Annotated in this window: 16 protein-coding genes; 8 read left to right on the top strand and 8 right to left on the bottom strand. The window is 69.0% G+C overall.

Going from position 1 to position 14435, the window contains the following annotated elements; all coding sequences use genetic code 11:
* The first annotated feature begins 23 nt into the window (after positions 1 to 23).
* Complete coding sequence (locus JHY01_RS02450; protein WP_205323990.1) at positions 24 to 1055, top strand: LLM class flavin-dependent oxidoreductase; 1032 nt, start codon at positions 24 to 26, stop codon at positions 1053 to 1055.
* On the opposite strand, the gene JHY01_RS02445 is transcribed toward JHY01_RS02450, so the two are convergent.
* From JHY01_RS02445 to JHY01_RS02425, 5 genes are all read right to left on the bottom strand, one after another.
* Complete coding sequence (locus JHY01_RS02445; RefSeq protein WP_205323989.1) at positions 1003 to 1998, bottom strand: hypothetical protein; 996 nt, start codon at positions 1996 to 1998, stop codon at positions 1003 to 1005. The two genes, JHY01_RS02450 and JHY01_RS02445, sit on opposite strands and share 53 nt — an antisense overlap.
* 157 nt (positions 1999 to 2155) lie before the next feature.
* Positions 2156 to 2683: a hypothetical protein gene (locus tag JHY01_RS02440; RefSeq protein ID WP_205323988.1), complete on the bottom strand. Its 528-nt coding sequence runs from the start codon at positions 2681 to 2683 to the stop codon at positions 2156 to 2158.
* On the bottom strand, positions 2680 to 3189 hold the full coding sequence (locus JHY01_RS02435) for a hypothetical protein (RefSeq protein WP_205323987.1): 510 nt from the start codon (positions 3187 to 3189) through the stop codon (positions 2680 to 2682). Before JHY01_RS02435 ends, JHY01_RS02440 begins: the two co-directional genes overlap by 4 nt.
* 252 nt (positions 3190 to 3441) lie before the next feature.
* The gene (locus JHY01_RS02430) at positions 3442 to 4335 is read right to left on the bottom strand and encodes a TIGR01777 family oxidoreductase (RefSeq protein ID WP_205323986.1); all 894 of its coding nucleotides are present in this window, start codon (positions 4333 to 4335) and stop codon (positions 3442 to 3444) included.
* Between the two features lie 9 nt (positions 4336 to 4344).
* Positions 4345 to 4833, bottom strand: coding sequence for an Rrf2 family transcriptional regulator (locus JHY01_RS02425; RefSeq protein WP_205323985.1), 489 nt, complete (start codon positions 4831 to 4833; stop codon positions 4345 to 4347).
* Positions 4834 to 4976: 143 nt separating this feature from the next.
* Here JHY01_RS02425 and JHY01_RS02420 point away from each other — a divergent pair, with 143 nt between their 5' ends.
* The gene (locus JHY01_RS02420) at positions 4977 to 5468 is read left to right on the top strand and encodes a cupin domain-containing protein (RefSeq protein ID WP_205323984.1); all 492 of its coding nucleotides are present in this window, start codon (positions 4977 to 4979) and stop codon (positions 5466 to 5468) included.
* A gap of 58 nt (positions 5469 to 5526) precedes the next feature.
* Here the strand turns inward: JHY01_RS02420 and JHY01_RS02415 are convergent, their stop codons facing one another.
* The gene (locus JHY01_RS02415; protein ID WP_205323983.1) at positions 5527 to 6435 is read right to left on the bottom strand and encodes an acyltransferase domain-containing protein; all 909 of its coding nucleotides are present in this window, start codon (positions 6433 to 6435) and stop codon (positions 5527 to 5529) included.
* A gap of 66 nt (positions 6436 to 6501) precedes the next feature.
* Here JHY01_RS02415 and JHY01_RS02410 point away from each other — a divergent pair, with 66 nt between their 5' ends.
* Together JHY01_RS02410 and JHY01_RS02405 are read left to right on the top strand one after the other, a co-directional pair.
* The gene (locus JHY01_RS02410) at positions 6502 to 6831 is read left to right on the top strand and encodes a hypothetical protein (protein WP_205323982.1); all 330 of its coding nucleotides are present in this window, start codon (positions 6502 to 6504) and stop codon (positions 6829 to 6831) included.
* Positions 6828 to 7172, top strand: a complete 345-nt coding sequence (locus JHY01_RS02405; RefSeq protein ID WP_205323981.1) for a DUF3817 domain-containing protein — start codon at positions 6828 to 6830, stop codon at positions 7170 to 7172. Before JHY01_RS02410 ends, JHY01_RS02405 begins: the two co-directional genes overlap by 4 nt.
* 54 nt (positions 7173 to 7226) lie before the next feature.
* Here JHY01_RS02405 and JHY01_RS02400 read toward each other — a convergent pair whose 3' ends face one another.
* Both JHY01_RS02400 and JHY01_RS02395 read right to left on the bottom strand, forming a co-directional pair.
* Positions 7227 to 8438: an Ig-like domain-containing protein gene (locus tag JHY01_RS02400; RefSeq protein ID WP_205323980.1), complete on the bottom strand. Its 1212-nt coding sequence runs from the start codon at positions 8436 to 8438 to the stop codon at positions 7227 to 7229.
* Between the two features lie 82 nt (positions 8439 to 8520).
* The gene (locus tag JHY01_RS02395; RefSeq protein ID WP_205323979.1) at positions 8521 to 9558 is read right to left on the bottom strand and encodes a hypothetical protein; all 1038 of its coding nucleotides are present in this window, start codon (positions 9556 to 9558) and stop codon (positions 8521 to 8523) included.
* A gap of 251 nt (positions 9559 to 9809) precedes the next feature.
* On the opposite strand from JHY01_RS02395, the gene JHY01_RS02390 reads away from it, so the two are divergent.
* The 4 genes from JHY01_RS02390 to mraY all read left to right on the top strand — a co-directional run bounded on the left by JHY01_RS02390 (position 9810) and on the right by mraY (position 14433).
* On the top strand, positions 9810 to 10328 hold the full coding sequence (locus tag JHY01_RS02390; protein WP_205323978.1) for a MarR family winged helix-turn-helix transcriptional regulator: 519 nt from the start codon (positions 9810 to 9812) through the stop codon (positions 10326 to 10328).
* Positions 10329 to 10393: 65 nt separating this feature from the next.
* A complete protein-coding gene (locus tag JHY01_RS02385) occupies positions 10394 to 11896 on the top strand; it encodes a UDP-N-acetylmuramoyl-L-alanyl-D-glutamate--2,6-diaminopimelate ligase (RefSeq protein WP_205323977.1) in 1503 nt (500 codons plus the stop codon).
* Between the two features lie 45 nt (positions 11897 to 11941).
* Entirely contained in the window at positions 11942 to 13312 is a 1371-nt protein-coding gene (murF, locus tag JHY01_RS02380; RefSeq protein ID WP_205323976.1) for a UDP-N-acetylmuramoyl-tripeptide--D-alanyl-D-alanine ligase, read from the top strand.
* Positions 13309 to 14433, top strand: a complete 1125-nt coding sequence (mraY, locus tag JHY01_RS02375) for a phospho-N-acetylmuramoyl-pentapeptide-transferase (protein ID WP_205323975.1) — start codon at positions 13309 to 13311, stop codon at positions 14431 to 14433. Before murF ends, mraY begins: the two co-directional genes overlap by 4 nt.
* The last annotated feature ends 2 nt before the right edge of the window (positions 14434 to 14435 follow it).

Here is a 14435-nt window from a genome sequence, read left to right as displayed (position 1 = left end):
GACCCGACCCATAGAGTGAGCGCATGAGCGCACACGATCTCTTCCTCCTCGGCGGAGTGTTCCCCGGCGTCACGCCGGCGGCGGCACTCCGCCGAGTCGTCACCTACGCGCGGCAAGCGGAAGCGGCCGGACTCGACGGCGTGTGGACCGCCGAGCACCACTTCATCGAATACGGCGCGAGCCCATCCGCGACGCTCATGGCCGCCCACCTCCTGGCCGCCACCGAACGCCTCCAGATCGGCACCGCCGTCGCGGTCCTCTCCAACCGGCACCCCGTCGCACTGGGGGAGGAGGCCGCCACACTCGACGCCCTCGCACCCGGGCGCTTCCGCCTCGGCGTCGGTCGCGGCGGGCCCTGGATCGACCTCAGCGTGTTCGGCTCCAGCCTCGACCGCTACGAACGCGGCTTCGAAGAAGGACTCGGGCTCCTGACACGCTGGCTCTCCGGCGACACCGAGATCGCCCACTCCGGCGAGTTCTTCGACGTCCTGCCCGTGCGCGTCATGCCCCCCGGCACCGGACGGCCCGTGTGGGTCGCCGCCACCGGCGAAGGCACCGCCCGCCTCGCCGGACGCCTCGGCCTCCCGCTCCTGCTCGGCATGCACGCCCCCGACGAGGACCACGTCGCGCTCGTCGAATCCTGGCGCCGCGAAGCCGAAGCCGCCGGATTCGATCCCGATGCGGCCGAACACGTCTCGACCCACCTCGCGCAGGTCGCCGACCGGCCCGCCGCGGTCGACCGGCTGCGTTCGGCGCTCACCGAACTGCTCACCAGAGGCGTCGGCCAGTACGTGAGCCTCAAACCGGGCCGCGGTGCCCGCGACCACGCCGCCTACGTCGACTGGATGATCGAACGCCACGCGGTCGGCCCCGCCGAGCACGTCGCCGAACGCCTCGCCGCCTCCGCGGAGGCCACGGGTGTCCGCAGGCAGCTGCTCATGGTCGAAGGCACCGGTGACCCGGATGCGGTGGCGGACAACATCGCCGCCCTCGGCGACGTGCTCAGTAGGGCCGGTAACGCGGTGCCGGAGGGCTCTGCGGCGGCAGCCCCCTGAGCGGATCCCGTCCGCGCTGGCGGAACCATTGGTTCGCCGATCCCGTGAACAGGCAGATGAGGGTCACGAGCGGCATCGCGAGGCTGAGCAGCGTCCAGATCAGCCGCGAACCGTCGGCGGGTGCGCCCGCCTGGCCGGCCGTCTCGAACCCGGTGTAGATCCCGATGAACCCGGACACGAAGGCCAGCAGCATGACCGCGATCGTGGTGACCTGCGCCCAGCGGCGTCCCGCACCGATCTTGACGGCGAGGATGCCGAAGAGGACCACCAGCGCCATCGTGGCGGCGATGACGATAGTGACGACCAGGGCCAGGTCCTCGAAGCCCTGCGAGAGGTCGTCCTCGAACTCGAAATCGCTGAAGTTCAACGCCTCAGACCAGAACAACGCGGTCAACCCGCCACCCGCCCCGCAGCAGATCAAGAAGGAGAACTGCAACCAGAGCATCACCTGGGCCGTGGTCACGGTCCCGGGCTTGCGGTGCAGCAACTCGGGCGGCAGGGGCGTGGCAGGCGGCGTGTACATGGGCGGTCCTCCGAGGACGGGGCCACCAGTGTAAATCCGCGTCGCTATGCGCCCGGTTCCGCGTCTGGCACCACGCGATCCGCGTTGCGGCGGAACCGCCGCCAGACTGCAGATCTTCCCGGCTTCGACAACCACCTGCGCAAGCAGGAGCCCGGTCGGGATCGGTACGCCGTTCACGATCGCAGCAACCGTCGCGAAGAGGGAAGCCACGACGAAAAGCAATGCCGCGATCCTGGCCCAGCGGTATCGAAGAGCGATGAAGACCAGATGGACCATCGCGAGCAAGGCGATGCAGCCGAGGCCGATTGTCACCCAAACGGCATCGGCCAGCAGCTCGAGGTTCTCCTGACGGGTTTCGGGGCTCACCCCGTTGTACTTCTCGCTGTCAGACTCCCACATCAGCACCGTCAGCACCATCACGCAGCAGAGGAGGGCCGAGGTCGACAACTGGATTCCGGTGATAACCAGAGCGGTGACTGCTGGAGCTGGGAACCGCTGCTGCGTATGCGTGGCGGGAGACGAGTCGGCGAACTCATTCGAGGAAGGTGTGCGCCTCCGGCGGCACGGTATTCGACCGTTAGCCAGCATGGTCATCGCCGATGTTCTCCGACTCGCTGAGCTGGTTCGGTTCGCTCAGGTACGACTCGCATTCGCGGAACCACCGCTCCGTCGGTTCGGAGTGGGTGCACATCCAGGCGAGCAGCTGGAGCAGGATCGAGGGCAGCGCCGAGATGAGCGCGAGCAAGTGCCCATCGCCTTCGATCGCAAAGAGGAGCAGCGCGCCGGCGACGGCGAGAACGATGAGTGCCGCCAGCCCGGCCCCGACCCAGCTCCGTCCACGACGGTCGCCGTCACCGAGTCGCCGAATGACGACGGTCGCGTAGGCGGCGGCGCCGATCGGCACCACCACCATTGCAACCGAGACCCGGGAATCCACTTCGCTGAAGCCCGGCAGGTAATACGCGATGGCTGCCATGAACGATGGCCACCAGGCGAGTGCCGGCACCGTGCCACAGCAGAAGAGCGCGGCGGCTTGTAAGGCGACGAACACCTGAGCGGCGGTGACGGTGCCGGGCCGTTCTGGGGTCTTCGAGGGGGCGGTCATGCTTCGCCCTCGAACCAGCGGCGGCCTTCGCGGCCGTAGACGCACCGCAGGACGATTGCCTGGATGAACAAGGAAGGTGTGGCGGCGGGGAGGACGTAAATCAGCAGATCCCGATCCACCCATCCAATGACCGCAATGGCCACAGCGGTGAAGCTAACCAGAACCACCGCTCCAATGATTATCGTGGTCCGTGCCCGGCGGTCCGCCCTGCCAGCCCAGCGGTTGGTGAAGTAGGCGTAGGTGAAGATAGCGGCGAAGCCGACTGCCCAGGTCCAGAGGATCGCGAAATCGGCGGCGTCCTCACTGAATTGCGTCGTAATCCAGGCGATCGCGCCGAGGAGCGGAACCCCGAACGAACAGTTCCCGAGGATCATGACCAGCGCGACCTGCAACCCGGTGAGGACCCGCACGGTGGTGATGACCTTCGGCCACTTGGGATGGGGCACAGGCTGAACCAAGATCGGCGATTCGGGGTCGGTCGCTTGCGGCTGGCGGTCGGGTTCCACCGGATCTTGTGAAGGCACCGTCAGTCCCGGCTCTCTGACGGGGTCGCGACGACCGTGCCGGGTCGTGGTGGGCCAGTGAAGACGGGGTGGGTGGGCGTGTTGGAGGGGCTGGGGTTCGGGGTCGGACATCGGCGATCCTTCGAGGGGTTAGTTGAACATGTTCAACTTAGCGGATCCGACCCTGTCCGAAAAGGGCAAGAGACCGGCCCCACATCGGGGACCGGTCTCGTGTGCTGCGTCGATGTGGACTCGTCAGTCGTTGAGGGCGTACCTCAAGGCCTCGAAGACCGTCTGGTCCTGGTACTCGAATCCGTTGGCCTGCAGGACCCCCGGTTTGATCTTGGCGCCGCGGAGCAGTTCGATCGCGGCTTCTCCCGCGACGAGTTTGACCGCCCAGCCCGGGATGATCCACGGGGTCGGGCGGTGGACCGCTGCGCCGAGCGCCTTCGTGAACTCGCGGTTCGTCGTCGGATTCGGGCCGACCATGTTGACGGGGCCGCGCACGGACTCGTCCTCGATCGCCGTGACCGCCGCGCCCACCCAGTCGCGCAGGGAGATCCACGGCAGGTACTGCCTGCCGCTGCCGAAGCGGCCACCGAGGAAGCACTTCCACGCGGGCACGAAGCGGTCCAGCAGGACGCTGTCGGGGCCCAGCACATGGCCCGTCCGCAACCGGACGACCCGCGCGCCCGCCTCCTCGGCGGGGGCCGTCGCCGACTCCCACCTGAGGCAGAGCCGCCCGAGGAAGTCGGCCGCCGCCGGGGTCGATTCGTCCACCTCGACGTCCGCGCGGTCGCCGTACCAGCCCGCGGCCGAGGCGTTCACCAGCGCCGGGACGTTGGCCGCCGCCACCGCTTCGGCCAGGACCCTGGTCGGTATCACGCGGCTCGCCTCGATGCGCTTCTTGTACGCGGCGTTCCAGCGCTGGCCGCCGACGTTCGCACCGCACAGGTTCACGACGACGTCGACGCCGTCGAGGATCTGCGGGTCCAGTGGCCCCTTGTACGGGTCCCACAGGATCTCGTTCTCCTCGTCGGGCTTGTGCCGCACCAGCCGCACGAGGTCATGCCCCTCGCCGACGCTTTCGAGGGCTTCCATCAGGGACTTGCCGAGATAGCCGCTCGACCCGGCGATGACGATCCGCATACCGACAGCCTATGGCCTCGGCTCGCGGTACCACTCTTGAACCTGGGCGCGGAGTCTCGGGGCCTGGAGTTCGGCGTTCTGCTGGATAGCGGCGAGGCTCTGCGCGGCGAGGGCCCGTCGCCATTCGAGTTCGGCGCCGCGCATGGCGGTGTCGATCGCGCATGGTGCGCGGAAGGCCGAGGCGGGTTCGTCGCCCCAGACGCCGTGTTGGCGGATCTCCTTGCACTGGAACGCCTCGGCGGGGCCTTCGATGGCGGTCATGACGTCCATGAGGGTGATGTCCTTGAGGCTCTTGGCCAGACGGAAGCCGCCCTTCTTGCCTGCGGTGGAGGTGAGGATGCCGGCCTTGACGAGCGGTTGCAGCTGCTTGTTGAGGTACGCGGGCGGCAGGCCGTACCCGGCGGCGAGCCGGGCGGTCGACACGGGCTCGTCGACGCCCATCCAGTCCAGGAGCAGGCAGCAGTGCGCGGCCCATTCGACGCCTTCGCTGATCTTCATACCTCGATTTTAGCTGTCCTGGTTTGCGTCTGAACTGTGCTGGGATATCGGCATGGAGACCGCGGTTGCGAATCTTTATCTAGACATGTAATATCTAGATATGAGTTCCGGCGAGGGCCGGAACACCCACCAGAGGAGCACCCATGGACACCGTCCCCGCACCCGTCATCGCCCGCGCCGCCACCGCCGAGCGGCTCGCCCACGCCCAGCAGTCGGTCATGACCCTGCTCGCCGACTCCTCGCAGACCGGCGGCGCCCTCTCGGTCCACCGCTCGACCTTCCCGAACGGCGGCGACGGCGCGCCCTCGCATTTCCACACCGGCACCACCGAATCGCTGTTCGTCATCTCGGGCAGGCTCCAGGTCCTCACCGGCGACGAGGTCATCGTCCTGGAGGCCGGCGATTTCGTGACGATCCCGGCGGGCCTGCCGCACGCGTTCGGCGCCGCCGCCGGGCATGACGCCGACGTCCTGGCCGTGTTCACCCCGGCCGCCGACCGCTTCGACTACTACCGGCTCCTCGAGCGCGTCGTCGCGGGTGAGGCCGACCCGGCCGAGATTCCGGCGTCGGGCGAGCGGTACGACAACCACTATGTGGCGAGCGAGGCCTGGCAGCGGGCCCGTTCGGGGGAGTAGACGCCGAACGGCCGCAGCACACGAAGCAGTGTGCTGCGGCCGTTGGACGCCGTCGGGTCTAAAGTCCCAGCCTGGCGAGGTTCAGGCGGCCGAGGCGGCTGCGCCACGGCACGTCCGCCTTGATCCCGGCGAGCACCGAGCGCTGGAGCGTGTTGTCCTGCGGCAGCTGCTCGACCGGAGTGTCCTCGGTGCGGGCGAAGACGAAGCGCCACAGGTCGGTTCGGTTGCCGGCCGGCCCGCCGGGGCCTTCGAGGTCGAAGAGGGCGCCGAAGCCGGTGATGTTCGACCGCTCGGGCAGCCAGTCGCGCAGCTGCGGGTCGAGCAGCCACGATTCGCATTTGAACACCAGGTCCTCGGGGCCGTCGTAGCGCTCGGGGAAGACCGCCGGGAAGAACTCCAGCGCCCATTCGACCGAGTCGCGCACGGCGTCGAGCGTGAGCGGCCCGCCTTCGCCGCGGATGTGCATGCCCACGAACGGGTTCGGGTCTTCCCCCTCGACGCAGAACTGGAGCCGCCCGAGCTGGTAGAGCGACCCGCGCACGTGCCCGGTGAACCAGTTCGCGACGTCGAGCCCGGCCCTGCCGTAGATCCGCCGGTTGAGCCGCAGCTTCTCGCCCACGTCGAGCAGCAGCCGACGCGAGAGCTCCTCGTCGATGCCGCGGTCGCGGTGGTAGGCGAGCATGTCCGGGACCGCCGCGAGCAGCGGATACAGGCCGAGCAGCGGGTGCGGTCCAGCGACCTTGGGCCACGACAGCCATTTGCGCCCGCCCATGTCCGCGGCGATGGACTGGTAGAGCCGGTCGGCGGTCTCGCGGGCGGCGAGGTCGAGCGCGCCGAGGGCCTTCACGGCGTCGTCGGTGTCCTCGGCCTCGGCGCCGCACCAGTCGATGAGGAGTTCGCGCACGTCATCGGCATCGGGTTCGGGGTACGCCTTCACAGCGCCGGGCAGCGGCAGGTCCTGAGTCATCGGCCTATGTCACCACGCCCGGCCCCCGATCGGCAACATCGGGTGGGTCACCTTAGTCTGGGCCTTGTGCGACGGTTGCTGACGCCTCCCTGGATCGTCCTCCACTGCTTCGCAGTGGTGTTGACGGTCGCCTTCGGGCTGCTCGGCTGGTGGCAGCTCTCCCGCGCCCAGGGCGGCAACGCCATCAGCTGGGGCTACGCCTTCGAGTGGCCGCTCTTCGCGCTCTTCACGCTCGTGCTGTGGATCCGGCAGATGCGTCTGGAACTGCGCAAGGACCGCCCCGCCGAGTCTCGTCGCGGGAAGCCCGAGCCGCCGCCGATGACCTCGCCCTTTGAGTCGGCCATCCTGAAGGCCCGGCAGACCGATATCGAACCGTCCCATGGGAGCCACGCATGAACGCCGCTCTGAAACGCTTCCGGATCGTCGCCTGGATCGTGGGCACGTTCCTGATCCTGCTCATGTTCGTGGCGATGCCGCTCAAGTATTTCGGCGACAACGACTTCCTGGTGACGGCGATCAGCCCGATCCACGGACTTTGCTACATGGTCTACCTGGTGCTCGCCTTCCACCTCGCGCAGCAGGCGGGTTGGAAGTTCTGGCCGCAGACGGTGGGCCTCATGCTCGGCGGCACGATCCCGATCGGCTCGTTCTTCGTGGAGCGCTGGGCGCACCGCCGCATCCTCGCGGAGCACCCGCAGGCCGCCGACCCGAAGGTCCGCACCGAAGAACCCGTGTGAACGCGGCATCGGAAAAGCCCGGCGAGCTTCGGCTCGCCGGGCTTTCGCGTTCGCTCAGGATTGCAGTGCCGAGCCCGCCTTGAACGTGTCCCAGTCGAGGCTCCAGCCGGTGAAGCCGTCGCCCTGCGGTACGTCGAGGCCGGTGTTCTTCACGATCACCGGGTCGCCCCAGCGCACGAAGTTGTAGACCCACTCGCCCATCTCGTCGGAGACGTTGATGCAGCCGTGGGAGCCGTTGGACTTGCCGAGCCGGTCGGCCGCCCAGGGCGCGCCGTGGATGAACTGGCCGGAGAAGGTCAGGCGCATCGCCCACTTGACGTCGGTCTCGTAGTCGTAGAGGTCGGAGACGAAGGTCGACTCCTCCTCGCGGCTCATGATGGTCATGGTCCCGGAGAACGATCGCGCGTCGTTGCCGTCGATCTCCCTGGCGCCCAGGGAGATCGGGATGGTCTGCACGATCGAGCCGTCACGGAAGGCCCGCATCTGCTTCGTATTGTCGTCCGCCTCCAGGTACCGCGCCTCAGCGTCGATGGCGAAGCTCGTCTCGGCGTCGAACTCGCCGTAGCGGCCGTCGCCGATGTCGAGTCCGCCGAGGGCGAGTCGCACCGAGACGCTGGTGTTGGGCTGCCAGAACTCCTTCGGCCGGTACTCCAGCGCCCGCCCGGTGATCCAGTGCCAGGAGCCTTCCTGGGCCGGCTCGGAGGTGACGAAGAGGCGCCGTTCGACCGAGGCCCGCAGGTCTTCGGGGATCTCGTAGCCGGAGAAGCGGAACGCGAGGATGGTGCCCATGCCGACCGTGGAGTCCGGGTTCGGCAGGTAGTTCTCGATCGAGACCCGGTTGCCCGGGGAGGCGATCGTGGTGAACGTCGAGGTCGCGGTGGCGGTGAGGCCTTCCGCGTCGTCGGCGGTGACCGTGGCCGTGTAGGTGCCCTCCCACGCGAGCGGGCTGGAGGGGACCCAGGTGGTGCCGTCGGGGTGCATGGCCCCTTCGACCTCGGCGCCTTCGGCGTCGGTCAGCTTGAACTCCTTGAACTCGCCGGCTTCGACGGTCCAGGAGATCTCGGTGGCCGCGGTCGCGTCCGTGGCGCCGTCGGCGGGGGTGATCTGCACCTTCGCGGCGCTCTGGGGCGCCTCGGAGGAGGCGTCGCCGTCGCCTTCGCCGATGGTGCCCGATTCCTTCGTGCAGGCCGCGGCGAGACCCACCACGGCGAGGCCGCCGGCGGTCAGGGCGCCGCGGCGGGAGAGGGAGGACGGTCCGAAACTCATGGCACCACGGTACACAGGGGCGGCGACGCGTCGTCTGCTTCGCACCTGTGACCTATGCGGTCCCAGGTCAAGGCCGGGCAGGTCAGCGAATGCTGAGGTGCACGTGGTTGGTGTGGTCGGAGTTGGGTTCGCCACCTGCGCCGCCGTAGGACTTCCAGCCGCTGCTGGGCGTCCAAATCTGCCGGTACCAGATGACGTACTGCACGCCGAGCGCGTGGGCGTTCTCCACGAACCAGGCCGCGAGGTTCTGCCCGTAGTCGTAGTCGTCACCGCCGGCGTTGCCGCCGAACCCGTCGGGCTGGGCGGCGTAGTCGCAGGCCCGGCCTTTGCCGTGCTCACCGAACGAGGAGGGCCGGTAGCACTTCACGTAGCGGGTGAAGCCGACGATCTGGGACTGTTCGAGGGCGTGGAGCGTGCGCGGGGTCAGGCAGCCGTTCGTGGTCGGGTCGTTCTCCGAGCAACTTTCGCCGGGCAGCGACCCGTCCGAGTTGCGGGGCGCGGGTTCGGCCGCGGGCGCGTCCGAAGCCGAGGGGCCCACGGCGTCGTCGCCGCCGGAGGCCGCGAGTTCGCGGGCGGCCGCGTCGCGCGCGTCCTCCATCTCCTCGGCGGTCTCTTCCTGCTGGTCGATGTTGTCCGCGAGGGTCTGGCGGGTCGCCTCGATCTCCTGGAGACGGGTGATCAGCTCTTCCAGCCGGACGGCGCGGGACTGGCCGAGGAACTGCAGCAGCTCCATGGCGGCGATGGCGTCCTGCGGGTCGCCCGAGGCCATGAGCGCGGCCGTGGACTGGAGGTCGGAGGTCGTGGACGCTACGTACGCGTACTCCTCGAGCTCGACCTGCAGCGCGGCGGACTCGGCCTCGGAGTCCTTGAGCTCCTGCTCGAGGTCCTCCTGCTGCTGTTTCAGCGCGGCGAGTTCGTCCTGTGCGTCGAGGTAGTCCGAGATGGCCTCGCTGAGCTTGTCCGAGACGTTCCCCTCCTCGTCCTGCGCTGAGGACTGCGAGGCGGGTGCGACCAGGAACACCACGCCGGCGAGGGCCACGATCGGGAGCGAGAGCAGGCGCTTGGCGCCGCTGAGGAACGGTCGCGGAGCGCGCGCGGGGGAGGTCGTGCCGGCGTTCAAGGCTTGAGGGTCCTTCGGTTGCTCGGAGCCGATTGGACGGGATGGTCGGCGTACAGCGTAGAACGGAAGGATTCCTCGAATGCAACGGGTCATTCCGCGCGACCACTGGTAGTCGCGGCGCTACCAACTGCCGATGGGGGCTATGGCGTGGCTTACTCATCGGCGGTCCCCATTCGTTTCGCCTGATAGAATTGTTCGAATTCGAACCAGCCGTCCGGGCGGGTGCCGAAACCGAGGGGGGAGGGCCGCCGATGAGCGCGGGAGACTTCGAGAGCCGCTGGCTCGCACCTGACGTGAACACCGTGTGGACCCGGTTCCTCCACGTCACCCACCGCCTCGAGCACCAGATCGACCGGCGGCTCCAGGAGCAGCACGGCATCACCCACACCCAGTACGAGATCCTGGTGCGCCTGGCCGACAGCGACGGGCGCGCGATGCGCATGAGCGACCTCGCCGAACGCATCGTGACCGCGAAGAGCGCCGTCACCTACCAGGTCAACAGACTCTCCGAGATGGGCCTGGTCTCGCGCAAGAAGTGCGGGCGCGACAACCGCGGCATCTGGGTGCACCTCACCGAAGCGGGCGCCGAGCGCCTCGAACGCGCCGCGCCCTGCATCCTCTCGCTGGTGCGGGAGCTGTTCCTCGACGCGATCAACTGCGACCAGGCCGCCGAGCTCGACAAGCTCCTCGGCACGTGGTCGGACAACCTCGACGAGCACGACCGCAACCCGATCGGCCACGCCCAGCACCCGGAGCCGGAAGCGGCGTAAACGCTTTCGGTGGGCTCTGCCGGTGTAAGACTCGCAGACGGTGCGTGCCGGTGTAGGGTCAGGCCGTGCCGAGCTTTCCGCGTCCTGAGACGACCGTCCCCTACCGAATCGACGGCCTCGCCGATCTCCTCCCCGAGGCCAAGGAGCTGGGCTTCGACGTCACCGGAGTGAGTCTCGCCGCGGACGCCGTGGAACCCGGCGACCTCTTCGCGGCCCTCCCCGGCGCCAACCGCCACGGTGCCGAGTTCTGCGCCCAGGCCGCCGAACGCGGCGCGGTCGCCGTCCTCACCGATGAACGCGGTGCCGCCCTCGCGGCAGGGCTCCTGCCGGTCCTCGTCACCGAGGACCCCCGCACGCTCACCGGCGAAGTCGCCGCCCGCGTCTGGGGCCGCCCCTCCGAGCACCTGAACCTCCTCGGCATCACCGGCACCAACGGCAAGACCTCCACCGCCTACCTGGTCGAGGCCGGACTCTCCTACGCCGGACGCACCACCGGGATCATCGGCACGGTCGAGACCCGCATCGCGGGCGAGCGCATCGAATCCGCCCGCACCACCCCCGAAGCCCCCGAACTCCAGGCCCTCCTCGCCGTCGCCCTCGAGAAGGGGGTCACCGACGTGGTCATGGAGGTCTCCAGCCACGCCCTCGTGCTCGGCCGTGTCGAAGGCTGCCGCTTCCGCGCCGCCGGGTTCACCATGTTCGGCACCGACCACCTCGACTTCCACTCGGACCTCGACGACTACTTCGACGCCAAGGCCCGCCTCTTCGACGGCCGCGCCGAGACCGAGGTCCTCAACGCCGACGACAAGCGCGTCGCGACCCTCGCCGGCCGCGGCAACCTCGAGTTCTCCCTCACCGACTCCGGCGCCGACTACTACGCCTCCGACATCGCGACGGACGGCTTCACCCAGCGATTCCACCTCAAGACCCCGAACGGATCGGGCGAAGGCCTGGTCAACATGCCCGGCCGCCACAACGTCGCCAATGCCGCGCTCGCCGTCGCCCTCCTCGAAGCCGCCGGCATCGACACCCCGACCGCGCTCGCCGGGGTCGCCTCCTGCACCGGCGTGCCCGGCCGCATGGAATTGGTCTCCGGCGACAACCCGATCCGCGGCGTCGTCGACTACGCCCACAAGCCCGAGGCCATCACCGCCGTCCTCGAAGCCCTCCGCGACTCCACCCCCGGCAAGGTCATCGCCATCCTCGGCGCCGGCGGCGACCGCGACCGCTCCAAGCGCCCCCTCATGGGCGCTGCCGCCGCACGCGCCGCCGACCTGGTCATCGTCACCGACGACAACCCGCGCACCGAGGACCCGGCCCGCATCCGCGACGAGGTGGCGGCCGCCGTCCAGGGCGTCCCCTGCCGTAATATTCCGGGGCGGGGCGCCGCCGTCCACGAGGCCGCCGCGCTCGCCGTCCCCGGTGACACCATCGCCCTCCTCGGCAAAGGCCACGAGACCGTCACCGAGACCGCCGCGGGCCCCGTCGCCAGCGACGACCGGGAACTTCTGGCCCATGCGCTACGCGACGCCGCGAGGGTGAAACCGGCGCACGACCTTGAAGCGTGATAGTCCCGAACACCGCACGCACTCACAACAGGAGGAGACCGCCGCGTGATCCCCATGAGCCTTGCCCAGGTCGCCGCCGTCATGGACGGCAAGCTCAGCGAGACGGCCGATCCTGAAGCGGTCGTCACCGGCGGCGTCGAGTACGACTCCCGCAAGGCCGGGCCCGGCGGACTGTTCCTGGCGATCCCCGGCGACAAGGTCGACGGCCACGAATTCGCCGCGAAGGCCGCCGCCCAAGGCGCCGTCGCGACGATCGCGACCCGCCCGATCGAGACGCCCGCGATCTACGTCGACAACGGCATCGACGCCCTGACGAAGCTCGCCAAGCACGTCGCCGCCGCCTCCAAGGCGAAGATCATCGGCGTCACCGGCTCCAACGGCAAGACCTCGACGAAGGACCTCATCGGCCAGCTCTGCGCCGACCTCGGTCCGACCGTGGCCACCGAAGGCAACTTCAACAACGAACTCGGCCACCCCTACACGGTCTGCCGGGTCGAACCCGACACCGAATACCTGGTCCTCGAACTCGCCGCGCGCGGCATCGGGCACATCACGCAGCTGTGCGAGATCGCCCCGCCCACGATCGGCGTGGTCCTCAACGTCGGCATCTCCCACCTCGACGGCTTCGGCTCCATCGAGACCACGGCCGAGGCCAAGTCGGAGCTGCCGCGCTTCCTCACCGCGGACGGCACCGCGATCCTCAACGCCGACGACCACCGCGTCGCCGCCATGGCCGACCGCACCTCGGCCGAAGTCCTGCGCTTCGGCATCAGCGAACCCGCGGACTTCTGGGCCGCGGACATCGAGCCCGGCGACGGCCGCCACCGCTTCACCCTCTGGACGCCCGACGGCCACGCCGAAGTCCGGCTGCAGCTGTGGGGCGCTCACCACGTGTACAACGCGCTCGCCGCCGCGGCCGTCGGCTGGTGCCTCGGAGCGAGCCCGCAGCGGATCGCCGCGAGCCTCTCCGAAGCCGGCCGCCTGTCCGAGCGCCGCATGGACGTCTTCACCCGACCCGATGGCACCACCGTCATCGACGACTCCTACAACGCCAACCCCGCCTCGATGGGCGCGGCCGTCCGCACCCTCGGGCAACTCCCCACCGAGGGCCGCCGCATCGCGGTCCTCGGGCTCATGGCCGACCTCGAAGAGCAGAGCGAGACCTGCCACCGCCGCCTCGGCGAACAGGTCCGCGAAGCCGGCATCGACGAGGTCATCGCCGTCGCCGAAGGCACCGAACCCATCATCGAAGGTGCCGAAGGCGTCACCGCTACCCACGTACCCGATCAAGCCGCAGCCATCGCGCTGCTGCAAAGCCGGCTGCGCCCCGGCGACGCCGTCCTGGTGAAGGGCTCCCGCTACCGGACCTGGGACGTCGCCGACCACTTGCGCGCCAAGGAGGACACAGACCAGTGAGAGCCGTAATCGTCGCCGCGTTCGTGGCGTTCGCGCTCACCATGGCGCTCACGCCGCTCGCGGCGAAGCTGTTCCGCCGTTTGAAGGCGGGACAGCCCATCCGCACCGACGGCCCCCAGACCCACCTCGCCAAGGCCGGCACCCCCACCATGGGCGGCGTCGTCTTCATCTTCACCACCGTGCTCGCCTACATCTGCGGCCACCTGGTCCTCATGGCCCTGCCCGAGCGGGTCAACGGCGTCACCTTCAACCGCCCCACCGGCTTCACCGCCACCGGCATCGTCCTCATCGGACTCTTCGTCGCCTGCGGCTTCGTCGGCTTCATCGACGACTGGCTCAAGATCCGCCGCAAGCACTCCGGCGGCATCTCCGGCCGGGCCAAGGTCGTCGGCCTCTCCATCGCCGCCACGATCTTCGGCATCCTCGCCGTCTACTACACCGGCTCGATCGACTCCAAAGAGATCTCCGAGACCGTCGCCACCCCGTACCTCTCCTTCACCAGCGACATCGGCCCGAACCTCACCAAGGTCGGCATGGTCCTGCTGATCGTCCTCCTCGTCAACGCCACCGCCAACGGCGTCAACCTCACCGACGGCCTCGACGGCCTCGCCACCGGCGCCTCCATGATGGCCTTCCTGGCGTTCATGATCATCGGCTTCTGGGAGTACCGCCACTGGTGCGGCGGCGCCCAGCCCGCCGACAACCTCTGCTACGACGTCCGCGACCCGCTCGAGCTCGCCCTCATCGCCGGGGCCGCCGCCGGGGCCATGTTCGGGTTCCTGTGGTGGAACACCTCGCCCGCCCAGATCTTCATGGGCGACTCCGGTTCGCTCAGCCTCGGCGCGCTCATCGCCGGACTCGCCTTCGCCTCCAAGACGATCCTGCTCCTGCCGATCATCGGCGCCCTGTTCGTCATCACGACCGCCAGCGTCATGATCCAGGTGACCTCGTTCAAGCTCACGGGCCGAAGAGTCTTCCGCATGTCGCCGATCCAGCACCACTTCGAGCTCGCCGGGTGGTCGGAAGTGACCATCGTCGTCCGGTTCTGGATCATCGCCGGCATCGGCGTCGCCATCGCTCTCGGCTTCTTCTTCGCCGACTTCCTGCGGATCGCGGGGTAGCA

It is taken from the genome of Glycomyces sp. YM15 (assembly GCF_016918015.1).
GTDB lineage: Bacteria > Actinomycetota > Actinomycetes > Mycobacteriales > Micromonosporaceae > Glycomyces.
Note: the sequence above shows the minus strand (reverse complement) of the source record. Positions and strands in the feature narration are given on the sequence as shown.

What these genes read in the sequence shown, in the direction of transcription:
- JHY01_RS02400 (WP_205323980.1), bottom strand. Translation starts at nt 8,438, where the DNA reads ATGAGTTTCGGACCGTCCTCCCTCTCCCGCCGCGGCGCCCTGACCGCC.
- JHY01_RS02450 (WP_205323990.1), top strand. Translation starts at nt 24, where the DNA reads ATGAGCGCACACGATCTCTTCCTCCTCGGCGGAGTGTTCCCCGGCGTC.
- JHY01_RS02430 (WP_205323986.1), bottom strand. Translation starts at nt 4,335, where the DNA reads ATGCGGATCGTCATCGCCGGGTCGAGCGGCTATCTCGGCAAGTCCCTG.
- JHY01_RS02390 (WP_205323978.1), top strand. Translation starts at nt 9,810, where the DNA reads ATGAGCGCGGGAGACTTCGAGAGCCGCTGGCTCGCACCTGACGTGAAC.
- JHY01_RS02420 (WP_205323984.1), top strand. Translation starts at nt 4,977, where the DNA reads ATGGACACCGTCCCCGCACCCGTCATCGCCCGCGCCGCCACCGCCGAG.
- JHY01_RS02415 (WP_205323983.1), bottom strand. Translation starts at nt 6,435, where the DNA reads ATGACTCAGGACCTGCCGCTGCCCGGCGCTGTGAAGGCGTACCCCGAA.
- JHY01_RS02440 (WP_205323988.1), bottom strand. Translation starts at nt 2,683, where the DNA reads ATGACCGCCCCCTCGAAGACCCCAGAACGGCCCGGCACCGTCACCGCC.
- JHY01_RS02425 (WP_205323985.1), bottom strand. Translation starts at nt 4,833, where the DNA reads ATGAAGATCAGCGAAGGCGTCGAATGGGCCGCGCACTGCTGCCTGCTC.
- JHY01_RS02405 (WP_205323981.1), top strand. Translation starts at nt 6,828, where the DNA reads ATGAACGCCGCTCTGAAACGCTTCCGGATCGTCGCCTGGATCGTGGGC.